Source organism: Halobacillus sp. K22, assembly GCF_052246795.1.
Classification (GTDB): domain Bacteria; phylum Bacillota; class Bacilli; order Bacillales; family Halobacillaceae; genus Halobacillus.
In genome coordinates this window covers 1-23351 of sequence record NZ_JBQQCN010000040.1, presented here as the reverse complement: position 1 = coordinate 23351, position 23351 = coordinate 1, and the positions used below count along the sequence as shown (strand labels likewise).

Genomic DNA, 23351 nt, shown 5'->3' with positions numbered 1-23351 from the left:
TCAAACTCTCCATAAAAGTAGTTTGACTTGCTCATTTGCACACCGAATGTGCTTGTTTGAATTCCTTCAATAATGAAAGAATATCTTGACGTACTGGTTGGTTCGTTCAGTTTTCAAAGATCAAAAGTTTTGTTTGCCTCTTCAAAACAGCGACTTAACAATCATATCATTGTGACTCATTTAAGTCAACAACTTTTTTTAAATGATTTTTTGTTTGCCGTTGCCGGCTTGCCACGATGTCTTAATGCGACAAGTAATAATATAGCATGGTAAGTTATGAACCGTCAATAACTTTGAGCAAAAAAATTCCCTTTCTTTATTAAGACTGCCAAAGAAAGGGATGATATGTGCAGAACGTTGTGGTTTATGAGGGCTTATAGGTTCGATGAAAGATATTATCTCCTTTTGTTTTTTGTAAAACTACTTCTATAATATTCTTTTCCACTAAGTATTCGATCATTGAAGATAAATCCAATATATATTCCTGTATTTCCGGATGGACTTTTAATTCTCCGAACGACCAGGGTTCTTCTTGTTCTTTCATAAGACTCAATAAATGTTGAGTACTGGATTCGGCTCGCTTACTAATGGAATGTTCCACCGCTATGATCATAAGATGGATCCTTTTATCCGTAGGTTCACCACTTTCAATTAACTCTTGATAGAGCTTGTAGATCTCAGGTTCAATTTTCTTCACTTGATTCCACACGGTAACTTCAGGGTGGAACCCTTTTTCTATAATTGAAAGGCGTGCTAAATAATGAAGCGAGTGAACCATCCGGCTGAAGGAATCCAGGTAATGGCCAGATTCATAAAGGTCTTTAGCCTCGCTGTAACTGCGGATTAATTTAGCAAACTCGATAACCTTTTTCAGATCCCTCTTCTCCTGAGGGAATGTTCGGAGCTGTTCTTTTAACTCGGTTACATATTCATTCCTTTCAAAAATAACTGTTCCGTTAATGACCCATTCCACAGCACGGCGATACGAGCTTGTATCAATCCAGTGTTGCAAAAGTTTTTCATCAACCGTGTGCATAGCTGCTGATTTATTCTCGAATTCGTAATGCTTCACATACCACAGTTCTTTTGCGTCCTTTACAATGTTGAATAGAATTACATCAAAATTGTCCGTCACTGGACTAATGGGTTTCATTTTTTCTAAAATTAAGACCCCTAATGTATTGCTTTGGCTTGCTTTCTCTTGATAAATCGGACGTAATACGTCTTTCATTCTGGTCCCCCACATTCTATATCAGCTTGTTTTGTTTATTCGATACTTTTTGGCGAATTCCTTTTTTCTAAATATAATCAATGGAAGAAATGTGCTATACTACCTTGTAGATAGTAAGGAGGGAACCTGCGTGGCTTTAAGATACAGCAGTAAAATTAATAAGATTCGTTCCTTTGCTTTTTGGTTAATTTTCGGCGGAATTGGCGTCATGTATATAGGGTTGATTTTCAAAGAAAAAACTTGGCTGATGGCTCTCTTTATGATCCTGGGTATGGGCTTTGTTGGTCTTAGTACGCTTGTTTATTTCTGGATCGGCATGCTTTCCACCAGAACCATCCAGATTATATGTCCGTCCTGTGAGAAGCCTACCAAAATGCTCGGACGTGTAGATGCCTGCATGCATTGTAACCAGCCGCTGACCATGGATAAATCGTTAGAGGGCGAAGAGTTTGATGAGAAATATAATTCTAAACGATATAAAAAGAATAAAACTCAACAGCAAACCTGATGAAAAGAATCCGCTCGGAAGCAGCGGGTTCTTTTTTTTAATATAAAAAAACCGGAAGCTCAGGGCTGCCGGTTTTAGTGGGTATTATTAGTTTTACATTCAGAGCACGTTCCATACACTTCCATGCGATGATGACTTACATCAAATCCAGTCACCTGTTCAGCTAATGATTCAACTTCATTGAGACTTGGGTAGTGGAAGTCAACAATTTTGCCGCATGAATCACAGATCGCATGATAGTGATCCGAAGTATTACAGTCAAAACGGCTTGATGAATCTCCGTACGTAAGTTCACGTACAAGCCCGATTTCCTTAAATACGCGGAGGTTATTGTAAACCGTCGCTACACTCATATTCGGAAATTTACTTTCTAACGCTTTATAAATTTCATCAGCTGTTGGGTGAGTCATAGAATTCAGCAGGTATTCAAGCACCGCATGACGCTGTGGAGTGATTCGCACACCTGAACCTTTCAGTGTATCCACTGCTTCTTGCAATCGATGATCAGACACAGCCATGCACCTCGCTTTCATAAACTGATTCTTGATTTATAATATTATTAAATTAGAATCCTTATAATTAGTGTAACCTGTCTGTAAATCTATTGTCAATAAAAAGCCGTCTCGCCCGGTAAATAATAATTAAACATCCGGGTCAAGCGGAGTTTCATTACCGCCAAGCTGCTGATTGACGTATCTTGCGGCTACAAAAAGTAAATCGGAAAGACGATTCAAATAGGAAACAACGAGCGGGTTGACCAGCTCATCTTTCAGTGCGACCGCAGATCGTTCCGCTCTTCTTACAACGGTCCGGGCTAAGTGCAAACCGGCGGAAGCTGAATGTCCAGATGGCAGGATAAAATTCTTCAGTGGCATCAGGTCTTCGTCCCACTTATCAATTTGCTGTTCTAATTCTTCGATATGCTCTTTCTTTACCTGCCATTTTACTTCTTTCCCTTTTGGAGTGGCAAGTTCAGCTCCTACGTGAAAAAGAATGGTCTGGATTCTCTGCATAGCCTCAAGGAACGATTCCTTATCTGCCCAACCTTCTTTAGTGAGGTGGCTAAGTGCAAGCCCGATCGTTGAATTAGCTTCATCACACGTGCCATACGCCTCGACTCTTATATCATTTTTAGCTACACGATTGCCGTAAATTAAAGATGTTTGTCCTTTATCCCCTGATCTAGTATAAATACGCATATTCTAATACCCCCGTTTTGGATCGATTTTGTTGCTCATTTCGCCCTTATTATTCAAGAAAGCATGCAAATTTTCTTCAAATATTTCAAAACCACGCGGCACATACCCAGGAGACTGTCCTGATGTATGAGGCGTTATCGTAACTTTCTCCTCTTCCCAGAACGGGTGATCCTCAGGCAGAGGCTCCTCTTCAAACACGTCGAGTACAGCATGAGCAATATGAGAATTCTGAACAGCCTGGAGTATGACGTCCGATTGAACGAGGTCTCCTCTCCCCATATTCAGGAAGATGGCGTGGTCAGGCATGGCTTTAAAGTGATCCAAATTCAATAAGTATTGCGTATCTTTTGTACTTGGCAGCACGGCCACCACGAATTCTCCCTGGTCAAGCACCTGGTCAAGTTCTTCCACTTTATACGTTTCATCGAAGTGAGGCTTCGAATTTCCGGATTTGGAGACACCAATTGTTTTCATTCGGAAAGCCTTAGCCAGCCTCGCAACTCCCTGGGCAATAGCTCCTGTCCCTAGTACCACCATGGTTCGGCCACTGATTTCCTGATTGACCATTCTTCGGTTCCATTCGTGATTTTTTTCAAATTCCACGTAGGCCTTCGCATTCCTGGAGACCTGAAGGAGCATGGAAATCGCATACTCAGCCATCGGTTCGGCGTGGATGCCCCTGACGTTCGTTACAAGAATATCTCTCTGTTGAATTTCCTGGAATGGCATTTTATCAAGCCCCGCTGATAAAACCATAATCCATTTTAACTGGCGGGCCTGCTGAATACGTTCTGGATTCAAGTCTTCCCCATATGTAATAAATATATCGGCTTCCTTTAGATAAGGTTCCGCTTCTGCTATCCCGTGACAGAAAAGAAACTCGACTTCATTAAAATTCTCTTTCAATCTGGTCTGGATATCTTCAGGGACCCTTTTAATCGCTGAAACTACCTTCATCCTCTCACTTCCTTTCCTCTCTTTCTTCTATAGTAATTGTTTTTCCCGGCCAACTCAAAATTAAAGCTTCTTAAGAAAAAAACCATAACCGGTTTTCCGGCTATGGCTTTCCTGGTCATTATTGAAGGTTCTCACGAATGTAATTCAGCGCAGATTCTACATGGCCTTCTACTTTAACTTTGCGGAACTCTTCTGCAAGATTCCCTTCTTTATCGATAATAAAAGTAGAGCGCTCAATTCCGTAATATTCTTCTCCTGATTTTTTCTTAAGAACCCAGGCACCATAATCTTCTGCTACTTGATGATCTTCATCCGCAAGAAGTAAAAACGGGAGGTCATGTTTATCAATAAATTTCTTATGAGATTCTACTGGGTCCGGGCTGACTCCTAGAATAACAGCATCCAGATCCGCGAAGCTTTCGTGGTGATCACGGAAATCACAAGCTTCGTTGGTGCAGCCTGGGGTCATATCTTTCGGATAAAAGTATAGTACGACGTTCTTTCCTTTATAGTCGGATAATGATACGTTTTCTCCATTGTTTGCAGGTAGTGTAAAATCAGGTGCTTGTTTTCCTTTTTCAATTGTCATACGTAACCCTCCTAAAAATATTTATATATCTAGCCTACCCTATACGAATGTAAACTTCCAATTCAATGTTCAATCTTATAGTGCTGCCATACTTTGGCAACGAGAGCAGCCGGCAGCGAATAACCGATCATGGCTTCAAGAATAGCAATCCATCGACCAACCCCCACTGGAACCATCTCTCCGTACCCTACCGTGAATAAGGTAGCGCCGCTGAAGTACATACTTCTAGCAATCTCTTCTTTCCAATGCAGGGGCTCAAACTGACCAGCCTCCTGGTACACCATTACCCCGTGTTCAATCAGGGAAACATAAATTATAGCAAATCCAATCATTACGATCGTATAAAGCAGCAATATGGAGATAAATAATTGAAAAGAAAATATTTTATGTTCGAATTCTAGGGAAGCGAATATTTGTCGCAGACTGCCGGCGATCAAAATAAGGCTTATTGTAGTAATCGCAATAATAATCATGAAGAACTCCTCTCCTGAAGAGACAAGCAGTATTCTACTGTTTACCTATGTCCACACCCCTCCAATTATGCCGATCACTCCTCCTCCCAAAAACTGCCACCTCAGGTCATCCAGAATCTGGATGACCTGAGGTGGCAGTTTTTGGGGGTACGTTTGTTTATTTTAGAGACCGGGCGAATGCACACCCCTCTTTTCCGTTGCAGCATAAGATACAGTAAACAGCGGAAAGGGGGAATTGTGAATGGGTTACGGATATGGCGGAGGCTTTGCGCTGATTGTTGTTCTTTTCATCCTTCTAGTCATCGTTGGTGCAGCGTATCTATACTAAGATCATTCCAGTAAAAGCACCCAATAACCACACTAAGTGATTTGCGAGGTGCTTTTTCCTTACGCACACGAACGGCGTTACAATCATTTAACCATGCTTAAAATACTCTTCCTGCACTGGGAAGGGTATTTTTTGTGCACCTCATCCCATCAATGACGACGTCCATGCTACAATGAGAACTGAATGTCAGTAAGGAGGTAACTATGAATATAAAAACATCCGAACAATTATACACAGAAGCAACTGAACACATCGTCGGCGGTGTAAACTCTCCGTCCCGTGCTTATAAAGGGGTTGGCGGCGGTACGCCCGTCTACATGGATCGCGGAGAAGGTTCTCACTTTTATGATGTGGACGGGAATGAGTATATTGACTACTTAGGTGCCTACGGGCCTATTATTACGGGACACGCCCACCCTCATATAACAGAGGCGATTACTAAGGCAGCCCAAAACGGAGTGCTGTACGGTACACCGACCATACTCGAAAATCGTTTTGCAAAAATGCTCAAGGAAGCCATTCCTTCCTTAGAGAAAGTTCGTTTTGTAAACTCCGGGACCGAAGCTGTGATGACAACCATTCGCGTGGCACGCGCATACACCGGGCGTAATAAAATTATTAAGTTTGCCGGCTGTTATCATGGCCACTCTGACCTAGTGCTTGTAGCTGCCGGTTCAGGTCCATCGACACTCGGCACACCTGACTCAGCCGGGGTACCTGCTTCGATCGCTCAGGATATCATTACCGTTCCTTTCAATGATATTGAACCATTTAAAGAAGCTCTCGCTCGTTATGGTGATGAAATCGCCGGAGTGCTTGTCGAACCGATCGTTGGAAACTTCGGTATAGTTGAACCCAAGCCAGGCTTCCTGCATGAAGTAAATGAACTTGCCCACGAAGCAGGTTCTCTTGTCATTTATGATGAAGTGATTACTGCCTTCCGTTTCACGTATGGAAGTGCCCAGCAGCTTCTCGACATTGAACCGGACATGACGGCAATGGGTAAAATCATTGGCGGTGGTCTTCCGATCGGAGCTTACGGAGGCCGGGCGGATATTATGGAACAGGTGGCTCCTTTGGGTCCTGCTTACCAGGCGGGAACAATGGCCGGTAACCCTGCATCTATGTCCGCAGGGATTGCCTGCTTAGAAGTTCTGCAGCAAGAAGGCGTCTACGAAGAAATGGACCGCCTCGGTGAAAAGCTGGAAAAAGGCATCCTGGAAAGCGCCAATCACTACGGAATCACACTAACCATCAATCGATTAAAAGGGGCTTTGACCGTGTACTTTACGGACGAAGAAGTTACGAACTACGAGCAGGCTGAGAACACAGACGGCGACCGTTTCGCTCGTTTCTTCAAACTTATGCTTGCTGAAGGCATCAATCTCGCTCCATCTAAATATGAAGCATGGTTTCTAACCACCGCCCATACGGATGAAGATATAGATCAGACACTTCAAGCGGTCGATCGCACTTTCCAGATTATGAGTAAAGAATAAATATTCTTCCGGGGATTTCTATCTCCGGAATTTTTTATATAAAACTCTGATAATTAATTGAAAATTCTAAATTATCATGCTAGAATAGACTTATAATTCTGAAAACTCTACTGAATTATGATCTTTGTTTCATTTCTTTCCCTTTTCATGGGTCTGGTGAGAACTAGAGCCCCCTTTAAAGCTAATGCGATTTTTCGCATTAGCTTCTTCTTTTGCTTTCATTCTTTTTCCTCTTTAATTTTGGAAAAAATACGAGGACGAATATACATAAAATGCGTTATAATAAATCCATTGTTTATTTTATTTGAAGGAAGATGCCTGCTATGAAACTCGGCGCACGTATGATGAAGACAGGCCTCGCTGTAGCTATAGCTCTCTACATTGGGAACCTTTTTGGATTTATTTCTCCATTGCTTGCAGCCATTGCCGTTGTCTTTTCAATCCAGCCATCTATTTACCGTTCTTATCAATCCATAATTGAACAGCTCCAGGGAAATACCATCGGAGCCCTTATTGCAGTAGTCGCCGTATTCACCCTTGGAAACGATCCCTTTGTCGTTGGGTTTGCGATCATACTCGTTATTGGTTTTACGACTACTTTAAAAATGAATGAAAACACGGTCGCCCTGGCAGTTGTGGCTGTCATTGCCTTAATGGACTCTACCGATCAGACATTTTTATACTTTGCAACATCTCGTTTTTCTTCCATGATCTTAGGAATCTTAGCTGCGTTTATCGTGAATCTCGTGTTCCTGCCGCCGCGTTATGAAACCCGGTTATTTAAGAAAATCGATCTTGCTACGACGGATATTCTCCAGTGGCTCAGAGTAACTACCAGGCAGCTGTCCGATGAACCAGCCTTAAAATATGAGATCGTCCGTATCCAGGATGAAATGCGCTGGACAGACCATACGTATCTTCTATACTCCGAAGAACGAACCTACCTTAAAGGAAGACGTTTTTCAAAAGGAAGAAAACTGGTGCTTTTCCGACAGTTAATTACGACTACTAAGAAATCCTTTGATGTACTGAAAGCTTTTTACAGACTAGATCATAAAATTGAGCAGATTCCGGAAGATTTCCAAGATGCTCTCGTGGATGAACTGGATAAGCTCATTAATGCTCATGAGAAGCTTGTTCTCAGCTTAAAAGGCAGAATTAAACGCACCCATAAGCAAGGCCTGCGTCAAATTGAGGAGCCTAATATTCCACTCTTGGTGGAGCGGCTGATGCATGTCTATGAACAAACCAATAACCCAGATAAGCTGGTATTCCTGCCTTTAGCTTCTCAATTAATGGAATATCACTATCAGCTGGAGAAATTGAAAAGGTTGCTGAAAAGTTACCAAAGTCACCATCAGGACGATTATATTCAAACCACAGATAAATAAAGATAAAGCTCAGAGGATCTAAACCTCTGAGCTTTTTTATGTGTAAACTCCGTTAAAGCTCCCAATACTTTAAGACTTGTTATCGAGATATTTGAAGAGAGGGAAGGTCCTGCTGGGGACGATTCGCTTTCCGTGGGCATGTGCTGAGCCTCCTCAGGCTTGCGCCTTCCGGGGTCTCACCGATCATGTTTATCCCACAGGAGTCTTCATCGTCCCCCTCCGGACCTTGCGAAATATGGAGCTCCAACGCATGTTTGAAACGCCCCGGTTTATGATGAAGAAAAAACTTATACCAATAAGCGTGTACGTGTGGATAACTCCCAATATAGAAGCATTTGAGGCGGCTCAAGCCCCCCTATCGCCTATAGAAGAGGCCGTTCACTCTTCAATCATAGGGTGGCGAAGGAAACAAGGAGACTCCCGCGGGAGAAGGAGCTAGGCGAGACCCCACAAGGAGTGTTAGCGACTGAGGAGGCTTGCCAGTTCCCCCGCAGGAAAGCGAGTTGTTTCCGTAGCCGCCCTCTTCTATTATTTGCCACGGACACTACTTATCTTGAAATTGAGTGTTCCGGATACCAGTCAGATAGTTGAAGGGCACTTTAATAAAAATCAACAAAAACCATTAAAAGAGCCTTATGTAATAATTGTGCCGCGACATGCGTTACTTTTTCCCTGCTGAAATGGCAAAAATAAATATAAATAAGAAAACCAGCCCTACTCCTATAAGAATATTTTCTATACTCATCCTTTCTCCCCTCCCTTCGTGAACAAGTATGCTGTACCGCGTAGTAGTGTCATTATTTCAAAGTCCCTTCACATTAACAATCACGAATAATACAAAAAGGGCTGAACCCCGATAGGATTCAGCCTTTTTTTCAATGGTAGCTATTACGTTTCTAAATATTCTTTAGAACCTGGCTTATCATCCAGCTCCTGCATCTGATATAGGTTGTAGTAGTTACCGCGTTTGTCCATTAACTCACGGTGAGAACCTGTTTCTACAATCTCTCCGTTTTCAATCAATACAATTCGATCAGCATGCGTAATGGTCGAGAGTCGGTGAGCCACAATAAAGGTGGTACGATCTGAAGCGAGGCGCTCCAGAGCACCTTGAATAAGACTTTCGCTTTCCAGATCAAGGGCTGACGTCGCTTCATCCAGCACGAGAAGCGGTGGGTTTTTCAAGAAAATACGAGCAATGGCTACCCGTTGTTTCTGACCGCCGGATAGTTTGATCCCGCGCTCCCCAACTAGTGTATCGTACCCGTGCGAGAGATTTGAGATGAATTCATGGGCGTTCGCTGCTTTAGCCGCTTCAATCACTTCTTCATCCGTAGCATCAGGATTACCCATACGGATGTTCATGGAAATGGATTCACTGAAGAGAATATTATCCTGCAGCACCATCCCTACTTTATCTCGCAAGGAACGAGCCTGTACATCACGAATGTCCATGCCGTCAATCATAATTCTGCCTTCCGTGACATCATAAAAACGTGGAATCAAGCTGATCAGGGTAGATTTACCCCCTCCGCTCATTCCGACAAAGGCAACCGTTTCTCCTTGTTTTACATCTAAACTGACATTATTCAGTACAAGGGGTTCACCTTCGTCATATTTAAAGGAAACATTCTCAACCGAAACGTCACCATTCACTTTCTCCAGTTTCTTAGCTCCTGGTTTATCCACGATATCGTATTTTTCGTCAACGAGTTCAAACACACGGTCCATAGAGGCGATCGATTGAGTAAGAACGGTCGCTGAATTCACCAGGCGGCGGAGCGGACTGTAGACACGTTCCATATATCCGGTAAAAGCAACCATTGTACCAATTGTGAGTGAACCTGTTATAACCTGATAGCCCGCAAAGGCAATAACAAGCAATGGCGCAAGATCCGTAATCGTGTTGGTAACGGAATACGTGTAAGCATTCCAGTTGGTGTGCGTGATGGCTTTATCAAGGAAGTTTTTATTTTGCACATCAAATTGGTCCTGCTCATAATTCTCAAGCGCAAAGCTCCGCGTCACCGGTATCCCCTGCACTCGTTCATGTAAGTGTCCCTGGACTTGAGCCAGAGCCTGAGAGCGGTCGCGGGTTAAGTGACGGAGTCGGGCATAAAAATACTTGACCGCAAATCCGTATAAAGGGAAAAGCGCTATCGATACAAGCGTAAGCCATACATTCATCGTAAGCATAATAATAATAGCAATAACAATCGTAAACATATCGAGCCAAATGTTCATGAGACCGGTAATGACAAACGTTTTTGTCTGTTCCACATCATGAATTACTCTGGAAATAATTTCACCTGTTTTTGTCTTTGAATAAAACCTGAGGCTTAACCTTTGAATGTGATCAAACAACTTTTCCCTGACATCATACAGGATATTGCTCCCGATCCACTGAGCCATATACTGGCGAATGTATTCAATAGGCGGGCGAATGATCATAAACACGAAGAAAGCCCCGCCCATCAGCCATAATAACTGATCTATTTTTTCAGATTGAGCCAGCGAATCTGCGTTGATGATATCATCTATCACATATTTTGTGATCAAAGGCATCAATAATGGGATCGAGAACTTTACAACACCTATAAGGACGGTAATAATAATCTTTCCCTTATAGGGTTTTACAAACTTTAAATAGCGTTTAATACTGTCCAAACAAACACCTTCTTTCCTTTCCGTACCTTACGAACAACAAGGATGCGCACTTATCTAGAAGTGCGCACCTCAAAAATTACCTATACGTTAAATATCGCTCGTACCACTGATCAATAAATTCCGGTGAAAAAGGCCCTTTCCTCTGGCGGATCCAGCGAATTAGTGTATCTACGTTGTTATACAATATCCGGTCCAGCACATGAGGATAATTCATTTTGCGTTTGTGGATTTCATATTCATCCTCATCCAGAAGTTTATAGGTCATATCCGGAAAAACTTTAATATCTAAATCATAATCAATGTATTTAATCATTTCTTCCTCATATATGAAAGGAGAACTGATATTACAATAGTAGTAAACTCCATCATTTCTCAACATACCGATAATGTTAAACCAGTATTTAGAGTGAAAGTAACAGATCGCAGGTTCACGTGTCGTCCATCTCCGCCCATCACTTTCGGTTACTGTCGTCCGATCATTTGCACCGATAATAACATGGCGGGTACCCTTTAGAACCGTGGTACTTTCCCAAACGCGATGGAGATGTCCATTATGCTTGTAACTTTGAATTTCAATACGCTTTCCTGCTTCTGGGCCGGGCATGGTGATCCCCCTTCCCTTGTGTAGTCCGATCATGCCTTCTGTCTATTATAACTACAATTGGAAAGGAATGAAAATAATTAACCTTCTTAAAAATGCACATAAAAAAAGAAGCCGTCAATAGGACGGCTTCTCTTATTCGGGGGATTGATACAGGCTAATAAAACAGCCTGGACAAGCCTTAACCATCAATCAGGTTATTTTTTCTTAGCCTGAGATTTTTGGTTCTGCTCACGTACTTGTTGAGCATCCGTTTGAGATGCAAATTCAGCACCATATTGTTGGTTCTGATTTTGTTGAGCAGCTTGTTGGTTCTGTTGTTTAACGTGATTTTTGTCTGTACCAGCAGCTGTTTTGTTTTGTTTTGGTTGCTTAGCCATGTTTATCACCTCCGCAAAGATTATTGTGTACACTTCCACCTGTTTTCATTCCAAAATTATAATATTTTTTTCGTCTTGTTGAAAAAAGAAAAGATGCTTCTTTAGGAGAAGCGCCTTTCATGGCAACTATTAATGCTTTATCCTTTTCGTTTCAATATAGCGGGAAGACCAATAATTACTGGTGAGAGAGGCAATGGATATTCCGTATGTAGATCCGCTATGAATAAATTGGTTGTTCCCCAGGTAAATTCCAGCGTGAGAAGCTCCTGGTTTGTATGTTTCAAAAAATACAATGTCTGCAGGCCGGCGGTTAGAATGGCTCACGGTCTCTAAGCTGGAATGAGCATAAATGGAAGCCACTGTCCTTGGGATACGGATTCCCTCTTTAGCAAAAACGTATTGAAGGAAACCGCTGCAGTCAAACCCTGTCGGTGACTCTCCTCCCCACTGATAAGGAGTTCCTAAATACTTCTCAGCTTCCTTGATCAAGCTTGTACTTGAAAATGACGGTGCGGGCTCCGATTTGGAAAGATTGGATGAAGATACAGGAGCTGCAGCTGATGATGGTTCTGCAATCTTTAATTTTTGTCTAGGATAAATGGTTGTGCTGGAAAGATCATTTAAATTCATTAAAGTTGATACGGACATTCCGTGGTGGTTCGCAATTGACCACAAAGAATCACCGGTTCTGACTGTATAGGTAGGGTCGCTTGAAGATGATGCGGGGCTTGAGCGTTTATTGGTGGAGATGTTCGTGTTATCGACGATTAGCTGCTGTCCCACATAAATGAAATTGGATTGAAGATCATTCCATGATTTAAGTTCCGTAACAGAAGCCTCATACTTTTGACTTATCCTCCACAACGTATCTCCCGCTTCTACTTGATGAGTTTCCTCTGCAAATACAGCCGTCCCCCAAAGCACGGCACCAGCTAAGCTGCCGCAAACTACTGCTGTTAATATTTTTTTATCCATTCCTCATCCCTCTGTTTCCTATGTGATTTTTGGATCTGCTTTCTGGAACTAATTATTCACAAAATCGACAAAAAAGTAAATAGTCCTAAACTTAAACAAAATACGACACACTATCATGAACCTTTGGTACTACTACATCGACAAACTTATGTTACATTTTCATTACAAATATAAAAACGATTCACTTAACAGGGGTCTAAAGTCATGAATTCCTTTTATTAACGGGTATGCTAAGTCCAAACAGGCATAAAGTAAAGCGAGGAGGGATTTTAAGTGTATGATGGCAGAGACTTCACGCGTTTATCTATGGAACCAAAGCAGGAATGGCAGGATGGAGAGTTGGGTTATTTTCATTACGCCTTATCTCAAACTGTTCCGTATTTGAATTCTGAAGGAGTAACCATATTGAGGGAAATTAATGAAGAAATAAAGCGCCGCGGTGGTCTTAAACAGCGGGAAGCTATTTGGACAAGCGACGCTTCTACATTTATGGATTAATGTATTTGTGAGCTTTTTGATGAGAAACTGGGAATGGAAAGTCGTTCATTTCATCCAGGGTTACAAAGCGGGCTCGCTCATGGTCAAGTTCACCGCCGACGATTTCCGCTGTTACGACTTCCATCTCCCAGATTAAATGGGAAAATACATGCTTGATGGTTTGCTTCGTGTCTTTTAATTCGATCGTTAAACCGTATTCTCCGTAAAACCAATGAGGAGATGCTTTCCGGTCTATATCTTCCAGTGGTACCATAGGATACTGCCACAATGAAGCGAGAAGGCCGCTTGACGGTCTTTGTTCAATGAGAACTTCTCCCATCTCATTTTGAATCAACAGCAGCATATAAGGGGATTTCTTTTGTTTTTTCTTAGATGACTTAATCGGCAGTTCCTCTTCGATTCCCTGTTCAAATGCACGACATTGATTCTGAATCGGACAGAGCATACAGGACGGACTCTTCGGTGTACATACTAATGCCCCAAGCTCCATAAGACCCTGATTAAATGAAGAAGGATCTTCATGGGAGATCAGTTTAGTTATCAGTTCTTCAAATAGCTTTTTTGTACTTTGCTTCGCAATATCTTCTTCCACATGTAAAATTCGGGATAATACCCGCATGACGTTACCATCTACAGCTGGAATTGGTTTATCATAGGCAATACTTAATATGGCCCCTTTAGTATAAGGACCGACGCCTTTTAACTTTGCGATTTCTTCCGGCTCTGATGGAACTACACCTTGGTATTCCTCAACAACTTCTCTTACAGCGTTTTGCAGATTTCTAGCTCGGGAATAGTAACCTAAACCCTCCCATACCTTGAGCACTTCTTGTTCATCTGCCTCTGCCAGGGCTTCTAACGTTGGGAATTTCGTTAAAAAGTTATTAAAATACGGAATCACCGTATCTACACGGGTTTGTTGGAGCATAATTTCTGATACCCACACACGATAAGGGTCCTGGTTTTCTCTCCAGGGTAAAACCCGCTGTTCATTTTTAAACCATTGAATAAGACTCTGTCTAAATAATTCTTGATCGAAATTTTGTATAATTTGCTGGACTCTCTCTAAATTTTTCATGGATCAACTTCCTTCGTGATAAACTACTAGTAGAACGGCTGGCCTAAAGGAGGAATCATCATGGACACCGGCACACACGTGGTCATGGGTGTGGCACTTGGAGGAATCGCTACACTCGATCCAGCTGTCCAATCCGACCCCGCTTTATTCAATGCCGTATTAATCGGGACCTTGGTAGGTTCTCAAGCCCCCGATTGCGATACTGTATTGAAGTTAAAAGATAATGCGACCTATATCAGACACCATAGAGGAATCACCCACTCCGTTCCTGCAGTCTTTCTGTGGGGGCTAAGTATTCCAGGCCTCATCTATTTATTTTCCCCTGAAGTGAGTTTTCTGCATCTATGGCTATGGACTTTCCTAGCTGTTATCTTGCACGTTTTCGTGGATATTTTCAATGCATATGGAACTCAGGCTTACAGGCCCTTCACCAAAAGATGGGTTGCTTATGGATTTATCAACACATTTGACCCCTATATTTTCATTCTGCATCTGGCCGGAATTGTAGCCTGGAACCTTGGTGCGGATCCCGGGTTAATGTGGCTCCTGATCTATTTCGTCATTGCCGTTTATTATGTGAAACGGTATTTTGATAAACGGGAAATGGTTCGATTAATCAATGAAAACTTTGACCAGGTCGAACAAGTTGCTACATCTCCCACCATCCAGCAGAACATCTGGAGAATCGCCATAACCACCCCTACGAATTATTATGTAGGCCGGGCGGAAAATGGACACATCACCATATTGGATAAATTCGTAAATAAACCAATTGATTACGAAGACCCCGTTGTCCAAAAAGCCTTAACAGATCATAATATCAAAGCGTTTTTATCCTTTTCCCCTGTGTACAGATATGAAATTACCTATTTTGATGAATACACAGAGGTACGCTTTATTGATTTACGATATCGCTCTAAAGGGCGCTATCCATTCGTGGCTCTTGCACAAATTGACGACGAACATGGAGATGATTTAGAGATATTAAATTCCTACACTGGATGGGTGTTTACTGAAGAAAAGCTTCAGGATAAGGTCAGTCCCATTCCCCATTCTAAAGGTTAAGTGTCAACGTAAAAGCCGTGCTTATCAAACAGCACGGCTTTTACTTTATCAATCAATGCATGCGTCTTTTTTTCTCAAAAAGATCCTGGTATTTCGGATTTGTGGCAATATATTCATGTAGCTTGGGCCCATAATTTTCTATCCAGCGGGTGACAATCTGTTCGGTCACTTTCTTGCCCTGATAATCATATCCGGCTTTTGCCCTCGTGGAATCAAAATCTTCCCATAGCAACTCCACCCAGGTCCTTGCTTCCTCTATCGTCATATGACCGTTTTTATAGTATAGCTGGTCAGCCAGTCTTTCAAATATTTCATTCAATGTGTGATTCACCTCAACTTTACCAAGGATTACAACCTCATTGTATCACATACTTAATACAGCCCTGCACATACTATGATCGTCCCCCACAAAGGGACAACAGGAGGGTATCCAATGCGTAATAAGTCTAAAAACTTTCCGAACGTAAAAATGACACACTCACCGGATGATCAAAGCGATATGCTCGCTTTACGTCCAAACGGGACCATTAATAACCAGCCGCAAGAGCGGGCGGCTAGGTCCAGAGATCGTGATGTTAACCAGGTCGGGAGGAATCGCCGTGGGTAAGAAAAACTTTAAACCAAGCGCTTCTCCTTTTTACGCTCATAGAGGAGCCAAGCACTTAAGTAATAAAGTAAATGGCGAAACAGAACAAACGCAGTCTGATATCATTACCGAAGTTCAAGCTAAAAAACGCATGTAAAAAAAGCAGCGCGCGATCATATTCGCGCGCTGTTTTTACTTATTCTCTATTTTTTGTCCTAACATGGATATTGGAAGAGCCTCTTCTGATTCTTCCGTCACTTTAACACCGGCTTGATTGCGGCGATATCCCCATGCGAATACTCCGTTCATATATTGAATATAAAAGGTGTTCTCAGGGTCGCCTTCAATTTCATAAAGTTCCCCCGGTCCAAAGTCCCCTGGATTAATCATATATGATTTAGCCATAATGATTTTACGCTCATGAACCGCAAACTCATTGACCATGCCGAACTGTTCAGCCTTCTGCGCTTTCTCCGTTAAGTCAGCAATTTCCTGTCTCAATTCTTCCTGACTCATATCACTAAATCGACGTTCCATTATATTCCTCCTCAAGACCTTACATAATAAAAGGATGTTACGCCTTTCTTTACATTTTATCAGGCTTTCTTCACAATGAATAATGATATACAAATGACAATCAAGGAGAGGAATACATGAGTACTGTATTTATCACTGGCGCAGGATCAGGACTTGGCAGAGCATTGGCCCACCAGTACGGGGCTGCCGGATATAGAGTTATTGTTACCGGACGCACAGAGAGAAAACTATTAGTCGTACAGAGCGAAATTGAAGAAAAAGGAGGGCAGGCAGAGGCTATTGTCTGCGATGTAACTGAACCAGCCTCTATTTCAGAAGCCTTGCGTCAGGTGGATGATTTAGAAGTGTTGATTAACAATGCAGGGCTTGGAATTTTTGGCGAACTCCAAACGTACACGAAACAGCAAATGGATGACATGTGGACGACAAATGTCCGCGGAACCATTTTAATGACTCAAGCCGCCTACCCTCAACTGAAAGAAGCAAATGGACGAGTACTAAACATTATCTCTACTGCCGGGCTGCGCGGGAAGAAAAATGAGAGCGTCTATTGTGCCAGTAAATTTGCCGTAAAAGGATTTACAGAGAGCCTCCAAAAAGAATGGGAAGACGAGTCACTGACGGCCACTTCCGTCTTTATGGGCGGAATGAATACACCTTTCTGGGAGGAGTCCACTCACGTGTCTAATCCCGATCTGCTAAAAGGACCAGAAGGCGTAGCTGAACAAATTTATAACGAAGATGATGGACGAAAAGAGATTATTATCGACCAGTAAGCTTCAAACTTACCTCGCATTTTGCGAGGTTTTTTTATTGAAATTATACGTGGTTCGAGCAGAATCGGGCCGTGCCACCTGCGATTGTGCGGTGATCCACCTGGATTGGGCCGTTCGTCAAATTGATTGCGCCGTCCGCCACCTTAATTGCGCCGCGTGTCGCCTTCAATTAAGTAACCTTCCCCTCAGTTAAAATAAGGATACAAATAAAGAAGCTGGCCCAATGGACCAGCTTCTTACTTTATTAAGTCTTACTCGCCAAGACCTTCTTCTTTAGCTTTAGCTGCAACAGCTTCTACAGCTTCATCTTCGTCAGAACCTTCAGCAGTGAATTTAATCTCCGCACCGTTTGGAATTCCTAAAGACATTACACCCATAATGGATTTCATGTTAACGGATTTACCTTTATACTCAAGGTTTACTTCGGATTGATATTTTCCAGCTACTTGGACAAGTGCTGTTGCTGGACGAGCATGGACGCCGTCAGCTGCAGTTATTTTCATAGAATGTTCCTTCATGACGTTATCTCCTTTTTATAAATATTTATTTTGTAATCTCAATAATATCTGGATCGTTATGCTGAACTTCTCCAGAGGCTTTGACACGGACTTCTTGTCCTTCGGCTAAATTTGTGAAAACAATCGGCGTGATAGCGGATGGAGCATTATTTCTAATGTAATCTAAATCCACTTCCATAATCGCCTGACCTTGTTTCACTTCATCGCCTTCGGAAATAAGTGCTGTAAAGCCTTCCCCTTTCAAACTTACGGTATCGATTCCGATATGAACAAGAATTTCCATTCCGTTCTCGGCTTCTAACCCTATGGCATGCTTGGTAGGGAAAATATTAAGGATCTTACCATTTACCGGCGAAACTATCTTACCATCTTGCGGGTCAATTGCAAAGCCATCCCCCATCATCTTACCAGAGAATACTTGATCAGGCACGTCTGTAATCGGCATAATCTTTCCTTTTATCGGACTTACAAAGTTAAGTTCACCTTTTGTAACAGGGGCTTGAGCGGCTTTTTCCTCATTTACAATTTCTGCTACATCTTCACGGGAACGAGGTGTCTTGCCATCAATAATGTCCTGCATTTGTCCGCGAAGCGTATCAGAAACCGGTCCGAAGATCGCCTGGATATTGTTTCCTACTTCCATAACGCCGGAAGCACCGAGTTTTTTAAGTCTGTTTTTATTTACACCGCCTTTATCGTTTACAGAAACGCGGAGTCGTGTAATACAAGCATCTAAATGGGAGATATTTTCCTGACCGCCCATAGCTTGCAGAATTTCATACGGAAGATCTCCTACTTCGCCTTGATCTTCTTCGTCATCTGCTTCATCTTCACGCCCCGGCGTAGCCAAGTTGAACTTCAGAATAGCCCAGCGGAAGCCAAAGTAGTAAATTACAGCGAAGATCAGTCCAACGATGATGACCCACCACCAGTCGGTACGGTTTGGAAGAACTCCAAATAGGATAAAGTCAATGAGTCCACCCGAGAAGGTCTGACCGATTTTCACTCCTAAAATTTCCATAGTCATGAATGATAAACCAGCGAACACCGCGTGAATACCAAATAGGACAGGAGCTACGAACAAGAAGGAAAATTCAATCGGCTCTGTAATTCCTGTTAAGAAAGAAGTCAGCGCAGCAGAAGCCATGATACCGCCGACAACTTTTTTACGGCCAGGTTTCGCCGTGTGATAAATAGCAAGCGCTGCAGCTGGAAGCCCGAACATCATAAACGGGAACTTACCAACCATAAATGTTCCTGCAGTGAATTCCACTCCATCTTTCAGCTGTTCAAAGAAAATCGTCTGGTCACCGCGAATAATCTCCCCGGCTTCATTGGTATAGCTTCCAAATTCAAACCAGAATGGTGAATAGAAAATGTGGTGAAGACCAAAAGGAATTAATGATCTTTCAATTAAACCAAAGAAGAAAGCCGAAATCGTCTGGTTTCCTTCTAGCATTAAATGAGACAAGCCGTTTAATCCAGCCTGTGCAAATGGCCATACCCAAAGCATAATAATTCCTAAGAATAAAGACGTAAATGCTGTGATGATCGGCACAAAGCGCTTTCCGGCAAAGAATCCTAAAAACTGAGGCAGTTCGATATTAAAGTACTTATTATACAGGAAGGCGGCGAGTATCCCGACGATAATACCTCCAAAGACCCCGGTCTGTAAGGTGGGAATACCGAGCACTTCCGCGTAGGCAGGTTCTGAGGTCATGTCAGCGTCCACGTTTCCGAGAACACCCATAACGACGTTCATAATTAAGTAACCAATAATAGCGGCTAATCCGGCGACCCCGTCACCCTTAGCTAATCCTATCGCAACCCCTACCGCGAATAAGAGGGGTAAGTTATCAAAGACTACACCGCCCGCTTCAGCCATAACCTCTAACAAGGTTTGGACCCAGGGGGTGCCAAAATAAGGTACTTTTTCAACAAAGCTGTCCTGAGCAAAACTTGTACCAAAAGCAAGCAGGATTCCGGCAGCCGGCAGCAAAGCTACAGGCGTCATAAGGGCTTTACCTACTTTTTGCAATGTTCCAAAAGCATTTTTGAACATGTGATTTCCTCCTTAAATATGAATTGTGATCCAAAACTGGCCCCGCCTCCCTAACCGATAAAACGGTTACATTTACTTTAAAAATGAAAGCGTCGTTTAATGGACGCGGATCATTCCAAAAGAGCAATAAAAAAGGCATGAGTATAGAAGATCAATCAGCTACCATTGGGTACACTTCACCCTTAATGATAACCGCGAAATCTTCCGATACTCATGCCTGATCGTGTCAGTAACACGTAACGTTAGGATTTATGGGTTAATCGCTGTAAATGAATCGTCAGATAAATTGCTTCTGATTCATCTACTGGCTTGTTAAGCCACTTTTGCATCACTTTTATTAACTTCCAAGCTAGATTATAGCACACAGGGTATTCTGCTTTCAACATGTTTGTGAGTTTAATTTCTTCTCCTACACTCTCTCCCTGATGAACGCGGTCAATCGCCCGGTGCAAATGCTGGACCAGCCGGTGGTAATCGATACTCTTCTTATCGATCGTAACTTTCATCGTATCTTCGACCAACTGCACCAACTGATTGATCAGCTGGTTATGGCGGTTGATCTCCCGCAGCGTTTTGTCCGTGACGGCACTATGGATATGCAGAGCAATGAATCCGATTTCACCTTCTGGGAATTGTATACCCAGTTTGTCATATATCATAGTTACGACTTCCATAGCGATCTGGTATTCCTTAGGATAGAGCGATTCAATTTCTTGCAGAAAAGGATTGGAAAACTGCATGTTTTTCTTAGCACGATTAATCGCAAACGCCAAGTGATCTGTGAGGGCCACGTGAATATGCTGGTTCAGCTCCTCCCCCATCCTTTTCTCAATGTGAAATAAAATATCATTGGTAAAATTGATGAGTTCTTCGTCAATGTGCGGAACAAGATCAACATATTGCTGTTTTTCCTTCTCGTTACTTAAAAGAAAGGTCTTATCCGCTTTGTTAAAGGAAACCGAATCATCTTTTTTTCGATTAAATCCAATCCCTTTTCCAATCAATACGACTTCCTCATAGGAAGGATGCTTGGCAATAATCACATTATTATTTAAAACTTTCTTGATGACGACGTTTTGCTCCATTCTATCCTCCCTCCCTATTTTCCATGTATTTCAATTTATTGATAAAACGGTTACAAGTGGTTGTTTCTCTATCCTATAGATCTTACGTTTATTTTACAAGATCACTTTAATGCAGATTTTTTCCTTTGTCTAAAAGCGCTTACGTCGTGTACAATCATTAGGGTGTAAAAAAGTAAGGTAAGATAAAGGAAAGGAGCCTCATCCATGATTAAACTGTTTGTCAGTGATCTTGATGGGACATTACTCGGAATGGACCACTATATTAAAAACGAAGATATAGATGCGCTGAGACGGATGGTCGAACAAGGTACGCCTCTAACGGTTGCCTCCGGACGCATGGACCACGAGATAAAAGAAGTGCTGAACCGTCTCAAAGTGCCGGGACACCGCATTAGTCAAAATGGAGCTTTTGTTTACAATGAATCGGATGAACACATCCATTCTAAAACTTTTGAAGGCGATCTGGCCAGAAAGGTTATGGAACACATTGAACAAGAGCCTATGATAAAGACAGTTTCCACTTCTGATAAGACTTTTACTAAGGAACACAATGAATGGATTGATAAGATTTCTGCCCAGATGTTTCACGATATTATTGTGGAACCGCAAATGACCGATCAGTTTGGTACAACCATCGCTCCATCAAAAATTACTCTGCACGGGAAGGAAGACGATGTGATCGCTGCTTATAAAAGGATTTATGAAGCTTTTGGCGAGACGACGGATACCTTCATCTCCCATGAAACGTGTGTAGACATTATGCCAAAGTCCATCAATAAAGGCAGCGGGCTGCACTCTTTAATTGCCGAACTGGATATCGAGCCTCATGAAATTGCCTGTGTCGGAGACTCTTTCAACGACTTGCACATGTTCGCACTTACGCCGCATAACTATGTCATGTCGACGGCTCATAAAGAGGTCCAAGAGAAAGCCAATACAATCGTAGACCACGTGCATGAAGCGATTGAAGATTTAGAGAAAAAAGGATTAATATAAAGATTAAAAGCTGCTGACGTATCAATGGTCAGCAGCTTTTGTTATTCTTCCATCCGGTGGAGAAGTTCATACGGTTTTACATAGTAACTTTCAACCGCTACTCCTTGCCTATCTCTGGCATCTTTAATTCTGGTTAAAAATTGCTCTCTCGTTACCAGGTCCGTTAATTCTACTTCTGTTAAATCTTGAAACACGACCTCTTTCGTTTCACCAGGCTGGATCTTTAAGTCACCACTCTCATACTTTCCTTTAAAAACGATACACACGATCCCCTGGTTCATATTGTGGTACACACCCGTAATTCCTTGTATTTGAGCATGGGCACCAGTTTCTTCAAGAATTTCTCTTCGGATAGCAGCTTCCAGACTTTCGCCCTTCTCCATTCTTCCTCCCGGCATTTCATACGTATCGCTCCGGTGTTCATTTCTAACGAGCAACAGTTCACCTTTTTCATTGGTGATGTATGCAGAAACCGATACGATATGTTTAGTAAAATGGTAATCTCCTGTACTTTCAATAAAGTCTTCCTTCACCTTTTCAAAGAGTGGCCTTAGTTCTTCTTTTCTCTTGGAGGCGATATGGTAAAGCTCGGATGCGTGTACGTTTGCGGTAATCCTTTCGTATTCATCATAGGAATCATATTCCCATATAGATGTAATTTCATCGCGGGAAGGTGTCACATACCTCCCGGCTAAACGAGCTCCGTGAGCCAATTGAGCGGGCAGTATATAGTCGTGAAAAAAACGTGTGCATCGTTCATATTGCTCTGGTCTTATCTGATATGTATATCGCTTATAAATCACAAGCCGTCCTCCTCATTAACATAGTACTTTTATCACCTATCAACATTCACATGAAAGCTTATTCTAAGTTAATCAAGTACTTTTTCCTTATAATCACTATTAAATTTTCAAATTAAATCTTAAAGTAAAGCTCCCGATACTGGAAGACTCAGTTTCGAGATAAATGGGGCCCGTTACTCTAGATGGAAAAGGGTTGGTGGAGAAATAACTCGTCTTGTTCCATCACCCAGACACTCGAGACATAAGCCGTTCATCAACGGATGGAAAAACCACCATCCTTTTGATGCTCGGCTTATGCTGTTCGTGTCTTTCGGGGCGATTCCACATTTGAACACTTTCCTATGGGGGAACGGTGAGCTTCCTCGCTCGTTACACTCCCTGCGGGATCTCACCTAGTTCCTTCTCCCATGGGAGTCTCGCTATTTCCCCATACCCGTCAAGCTAAGCTCATAATTTCGTATAACCCTTTATAAACGTTATCCTTCTTTGAAGAATTTTCTAAGAAAGGATGATCTTATGGGTATCAAAAAACACCTTCGGTCTATGGCT

At 42.3% G+C, this 23351-nt stretch carries 27 protein-coding genes; 10 read left to right on the top strand and 17 right to left on the bottom strand.

Translation table 11 applies throughout. The features are described 5' to 3' along the window. Window positions 1-364: 364 nt before the first annotated feature. Window positions 365-1231, bottom strand: coding sequence for a nucleotidyltransferase-like protein (locus ACTWPM_RS19710; protein ID WP_443134687.1), 867 nt, complete (start codon window positions 1229-1231; stop codon window positions 365-367). Window positions 1232-1361: 130 nt separating this feature from the next. On the opposite strand from ACTWPM_RS19710, the gene ACTWPM_RS19705 reads away from it, so the two are divergent. Continuing rightward, window positions 1362-1739: a YgzB family protein gene (locus ACTWPM_RS19705; RefSeq protein ID WP_443134686.1), complete on the top strand. Its 378-nt coding sequence runs from the start codon at window positions 1362-1364 to the stop codon at window positions 1737-1739. Between the two features lie 74 nt (window positions 1740-1813). Here the strand turns inward: ACTWPM_RS19705 and perR are convergent, their stop codons facing one another. The 5 genes from perR to ACTWPM_RS19680 all read right to left on the bottom strand — a co-directional run bounded on the left by perR (window position 1814) and on the right by ACTWPM_RS19680 (window position 4957). After that, complete coding sequence (gene perR, locus ACTWPM_RS19700) at window positions 1814-2257, bottom strand: peroxide-responsive transcriptional repressor PerR (protein WP_089753209.1); 444 nt, start codon at window positions 2255-2257, stop codon at window positions 1814-1816. 123 nt (window positions 2258-2380) lie between these two features. Continuing rightward, window positions 2381-2938, bottom strand: coding sequence for a cob(I)yrinic acid a,c-diamide adenosyltransferase (locus tag ACTWPM_RS19695; RefSeq protein ID WP_443134685.1), 558 nt, complete (start codon window positions 2936-2938; stop codon window positions 2381-2383). 3 nt (window positions 2939-2941) lie between these two features. Beyond that, window positions 2942-3895: a D-2-hydroxyacid dehydrogenase gene (locus ACTWPM_RS19690; RefSeq protein WP_443134684.1), complete on the bottom strand. Its 954-nt coding sequence runs from the start codon at window positions 3893-3895 to the stop codon at window positions 2942-2944. A 118-nt stretch (window positions 3896-4013) separates the two neighbouring features. Continuing rightward, the gene (gene bcp, locus ACTWPM_RS19685) at window positions 4014-4484 is read right to left on the bottom strand and encodes a thioredoxin-dependent thiol peroxidase (protein WP_443134683.1); all 471 of its coding nucleotides are present in this window, start codon (window positions 4482-4484) and stop codon (window positions 4014-4016) included. A 62-nt stretch (window positions 4485-4546) separates the two neighbouring features. Beyond that, complete coding sequence (locus ACTWPM_RS19680; RefSeq protein WP_443134682.1) at window positions 4547-4957, bottom strand: ion channel; 411 nt, start codon at window positions 4955-4957, stop codon at window positions 4547-4549. A 241-nt stretch (window positions 4958-5198) separates the two neighbouring features. Here ACTWPM_RS19680 and ACTWPM_RS19675 point away from each other — a divergent pair, with 241 nt between their 5' ends. The 3 genes from ACTWPM_RS19675 (at window position 5199) to ACTWPM_RS19665 (ending at window position 8175) form a co-directional block, all read left to right on the top strand. Further along, window positions 5199-5285, top strand: coding sequence for a YjcZ family sporulation protein (locus ACTWPM_RS19675; protein WP_041601207.1), 87 nt, complete (start codon window positions 5199-5201; stop codon window positions 5283-5285). A gap of 203 nt (window positions 5286-5488) precedes the next feature. Beyond that, window positions 5489-6784 (top strand): glutamate-1-semialdehyde 2,1-aminomutase, encoded by a 1296-nt coding sequence (locus ACTWPM_RS19670; protein ID WP_443134681.1) that lies wholly within the window; start codon window positions 5489-5491, stop codon window positions 6782-6784. Between the two features lie 323 nt (window positions 6785-7107). Beyond that, window positions 7108-8175, top strand: coding sequence for an FUSC family protein (locus tag ACTWPM_RS19665; RefSeq protein ID WP_443134680.1), 1068 nt, complete (start codon window positions 7108-7110; stop codon window positions 8173-8175). Between the two features lie 888 nt (window positions 8176-9063). Here the strand turns inward: ACTWPM_RS19665 and ACTWPM_RS19660 are convergent. From ACTWPM_RS19660 to ACTWPM_RS19645, 4 genes are all read right to left on the bottom strand, one after another. Beyond that, window positions 9064-10842, bottom strand: a complete 1779-nt coding sequence (locus tag ACTWPM_RS19660) for an ABC transporter ATP-binding protein (protein ID WP_443134679.1) — start codon at window positions 10840-10842, stop codon at window positions 9064-9066. Window positions 10843-10918: 76 nt separating this feature from the next. Next, the gene (gene ntdP / locus ACTWPM_RS19655; protein WP_443134678.1) at window positions 10919-11446 is read right to left on the bottom strand and encodes a nucleoside tri-diphosphate phosphatase; all 528 of its coding nucleotides are present in this window, start codon (window positions 11444-11446) and stop codon (window positions 10919-10921) included. A gap of 194 nt (window positions 11447-11640) precedes the next feature. After that, window positions 11641-11823 carry a gamma-type small acid-soluble spore protein gene (locus tag ACTWPM_RS19650; protein ID WP_443134677.1) on the bottom strand — a complete coding sequence of 61 codons (183 nt, stop codon included), beginning with the start codon at window positions 11821-11823 and terminating at the stop codon, window positions 11641-11643. A 129-nt stretch (window positions 11824-11952) separates the two neighbouring features. Next, window positions 11953-12798, bottom strand: coding sequence for a LysM peptidoglycan-binding domain-containing protein (locus ACTWPM_RS19645; RefSeq protein ID WP_443134676.1), 846 nt, complete (start codon window positions 12796-12798; stop codon window positions 11953-11955). Window positions 12799-13071: 273 nt separating this feature from the next. Here ACTWPM_RS19645 and ACTWPM_RS19640 point away from each other — a divergent pair, with 273 nt between their 5' ends. Continuing rightward, window positions 13072-13296, top strand: coding sequence for a cytosolic protein (locus ACTWPM_RS19640; protein WP_443134675.1), 225 nt, complete (start codon window positions 13072-13074; stop codon window positions 13294-13296). Here the strand turns inward: ACTWPM_RS19640 and mutY are convergent. Further along, window positions 13286-14374, bottom strand: coding sequence for an A/G-specific adenine glycosylase (mutY, locus tag ACTWPM_RS19635; protein ID WP_443134674.1), 1089 nt, complete (start codon window positions 14372-14374; stop codon window positions 13286-13288). The genes ACTWPM_RS19640 and mutY overlap by 11 nt on opposite strands. Before the next feature lie 60 nt (window positions 14375-14434). On the opposite strand from mutY, the gene ACTWPM_RS19630 reads away from it, so the two are divergent. Next, window positions 14435-15439, top strand: a complete 1005-nt coding sequence (locus ACTWPM_RS19630) for a metal-dependent hydrolase (RefSeq protein WP_443134673.1) — start codon at window positions 14435-14437, stop codon at window positions 15437-15439. Window positions 15440-15491: 52 nt separating this feature from the next. Here ACTWPM_RS19630 and ACTWPM_RS19625 read toward each other — a convergent pair whose 3' ends face one another. Further along, window positions 15492-15758, bottom strand: a complete 267-nt coding sequence (locus tag ACTWPM_RS19625; protein WP_443134672.1) for a YfhJ family protein — start codon at window positions 15756-15758, stop codon at window positions 15492-15494. A 114-nt stretch (window positions 15759-15872) separates the two neighbouring features. Here ACTWPM_RS19625 and sspK point away from each other — a divergent pair, with 114 nt between their 5' ends. Both sspK and ACTWPM_RS19615 read left to right on the top strand, forming a co-directional pair. Further along, window positions 15873-16046: a small acid-soluble spore protein K gene (gene sspK, locus ACTWPM_RS19620; protein ID WP_443134671.1), complete on the top strand. Its 174-nt coding sequence runs from the start codon at window positions 15873-15875 to the stop codon at window positions 16044-16046. Next, entirely contained in the window at window positions 16039-16182 is a 144-nt protein-coding gene (locus ACTWPM_RS19615) for a YpzG family protein (RefSeq protein WP_443134670.1), read from the top strand. Before sspK ends, ACTWPM_RS19615 begins: the two co-directional genes overlap by 8 nt. Window positions 16183-16217: 35 nt before the next feature. Here ACTWPM_RS19615 and ACTWPM_RS19610 read toward each other — a convergent pair whose 3' ends face one another. Continuing rightward, complete coding sequence (locus tag ACTWPM_RS19610) at window positions 16218-16562, bottom strand: YfhH family protein (protein WP_443134669.1); 345 nt, start codon at window positions 16560-16562, stop codon at window positions 16218-16220. A 116-nt stretch (window positions 16563-16678) separates the two neighbouring features. Here ACTWPM_RS19610 and ACTWPM_RS19605 point away from each other — a divergent pair, with 116 nt between their 5' ends. Continuing rightward, window positions 16679-17338 (top strand): SDR family NAD(P)-dependent oxidoreductase, encoded by a 660-nt coding sequence (locus ACTWPM_RS19605; protein WP_443134668.1) that lies wholly within the window; start codon window positions 16679-16681, stop codon window positions 17336-17338. 251 nt (window positions 17339-17589) lie between these two features. Here the strand turns inward: ACTWPM_RS19605 and ACTWPM_RS19600 are convergent, their stop codons facing one another. The 3 genes from ACTWPM_RS19600 to glcT all read right to left on the bottom strand — a co-directional run bounded on the left by ACTWPM_RS19600 (window position 17590) and on the right by glcT (window position 21003). Next, entirely contained in the window at window positions 17590-17856 is a 267-nt protein-coding gene (locus ACTWPM_RS19600) for a phosphocarrier protein HPr (protein WP_014642312.1), read from the bottom strand. Between the two features lie 25 nt (window positions 17857-17881). After that, window positions 17882-19918 carry a glucose-specific PTS transporter subunit IIBC gene (ptsG, locus tag ACTWPM_RS19595; RefSeq protein WP_443134667.1) on the bottom strand — a complete coding sequence of 679 codons (2037 nt, stop codon included), beginning with the start codon at window positions 19916-19918 and terminating at the stop codon, window positions 17882-17884. Between the two features lie 242 nt (window positions 19919-20160). Beyond that, window positions 20161-21003 carry a glucose PTS transporter transcription antiterminator GlcT gene (gene glcT, locus ACTWPM_RS19590; protein WP_443134666.1) on the bottom strand — a complete coding sequence of 281 codons (843 nt, stop codon included), beginning with the start codon at window positions 21001-21003 and terminating at the stop codon, window positions 20161-20163. Between the two features lie 204 nt (window positions 21004-21207). Between glcT and ACTWPM_RS19585 the strand changes: the two genes are divergently transcribed. Further along, window positions 21208-21999 (top strand): HAD family hydrolase, encoded by a 792-nt coding sequence (locus tag ACTWPM_RS19585; protein ID WP_443134665.1) that lies wholly within the window; start codon window positions 21208-21210, stop codon window positions 21997-21999. Between the two features lie 41 nt (window positions 22000-22040). Here the strand turns inward: ACTWPM_RS19585 and ACTWPM_RS19580 are convergent, their stop codons facing one another. Beyond that, the gene (locus ACTWPM_RS19580; RefSeq protein WP_443134664.1) at window positions 22041-22802 is read right to left on the bottom strand and encodes an NUDIX hydrolase; all 762 of its coding nucleotides are present in this window, start codon (window positions 22800-22802) and stop codon (window positions 22041-22043) included. Between the last annotated feature and the right edge of the window lie 549 nt (window positions 22803-23351).

What these genes read in the sequence shown, in the direction of transcription:
- ACTWPM_RS19710 (WP_443134687.1), bottom strand. Translation starts at nt 1,231, where the DNA reads ATGAAAGACGTATTACGTCCGATTTATCAAGAGAAAGCAAGCCAAAGC.
- perR (WP_089753209.1), bottom strand. Translation starts at nt 2,257, where the DNA reads ATGGCTGTGTCTGATCATCGATTGCAAGAAGCAGTGGATACACTGAAA.
- ACTWPM_RS19695 (WP_443134685.1), bottom strand. Translation starts at nt 2,938, where the DNA reads ATGCGTATTTATACTAGATCAGGGGATAAAGGACAAACATCTTTAATT.
- ACTWPM_RS19690 (WP_443134684.1), bottom strand. Translation starts at nt 3,895, where the DNA reads ATGAAGGTAGTTTCAGCGATTAAAAGGGTCCCTGAAGATATCCAGACC.
- bcp (WP_443134683.1), bottom strand. Translation starts at nt 4,484, where the DNA reads ATGACAATTGAAAAAGGAAAACAAGCACCTGATTTTACACTACCTGCA.
- ACTWPM_RS19680 (WP_443134682.1), bottom strand. Translation starts at nt 4,957, where the DNA reads ATGATTATTATTGCGATTACTACAATAAGCCTTATTTTGATCGCCGGC.
- ACTWPM_RS19675 (WP_041601207.1), top strand. Translation starts at nt 5,199, where the DNA reads ATGGGTTACGGATATGGCGGAGGCTTTGCGCTGATTGTTGTTCTTTTC.
- ACTWPM_RS19670 (WP_443134681.1), top strand. Translation starts at nt 5,489, where the DNA reads ATGAATATAAAAACATCCGAACAATTATACACAGAAGCAACTGAACAC.
- ACTWPM_RS19665 (WP_443134680.1), top strand. Translation starts at nt 7,108, where the DNA reads ATGAAACTCGGCGCACGTATGATGAAGACAGGCCTCGCTGTAGCTATA.
- ntdP (WP_443134678.1), bottom strand. Translation starts at nt 11,446, where the DNA reads ATGCCCGGCCCAGAAGCAGGAAAGCGTATTGAAATTCAAAGTTACAAG.
- ACTWPM_RS19650 (WP_443134677.1), bottom strand. Translation starts at nt 11,823, where the DNA reads ATGGCTAAGCAACCAAAACAAAACAAAACAGCTGCTGGTACAGACAAA.
- ACTWPM_RS19645 (WP_443134676.1), bottom strand. Translation starts at nt 12,798, where the DNA reads ATGGATAAAAAAATATTAACAGCAGTAGTTTGCGGCAGCTTAGCTGGT.
- mutY (WP_443134674.1), bottom strand. Translation starts at nt 14,374, where the DNA reads ATGAAAAATTTAGAGAGAGTCCAGCAAATTATACAAAATTTCGATCAA.
- ACTWPM_RS19630 (WP_443134673.1), top strand. Translation starts at nt 14,435, where the DNA reads ATGGACACCGGCACACACGTGGTCATGGGTGTGGCACTTGGAGGAATC.
- sspK (WP_443134671.1), top strand. Translation starts at nt 15,873, where the DNA reads ATGCGTAATAAGTCTAAAAACTTTCCGAACGTAAAAATGACACACTCA.
- ACTWPM_RS19610 (WP_443134669.1), bottom strand. Translation starts at nt 16,562, where the DNA reads ATGGAACGTCGATTTAGTGATATGAGTCAGGAAGAATTGAGACAGGAA.
- ACTWPM_RS19605 (WP_443134668.1), top strand. Translation starts at nt 16,679, where the DNA reads ATGAGTACTGTATTTATCACTGGCGCAGGATCAGGACTTGGCAGAGCA.
- ACTWPM_RS19600 (WP_014642312.1), bottom strand. Translation starts at nt 17,856, where the DNA reads ATGAAGGAACATTCTATGAAAATAACTGCAGCTGACGGCGTCCATGCT.
- ptsG (WP_443134667.1), bottom strand. Translation starts at nt 19,918, where the DNA reads ATGTTCAAAAATGCTTTTGGAACATTGCAAAAAGTAGGTAAAGCCCTT.
- glcT (WP_443134666.1), bottom strand. Translation starts at nt 21,003, where the DNA reads ATGGAGCAAAACGTCGTCATCAAGAAAGTTTTAAATAATAATGTGATT.
- ACTWPM_RS19585 (WP_443134665.1), top strand. Translation starts at nt 21,208, where the DNA reads ATGATTAAACTGTTTGTCAGTGATCTTGATGGGACATTACTCGGAATG.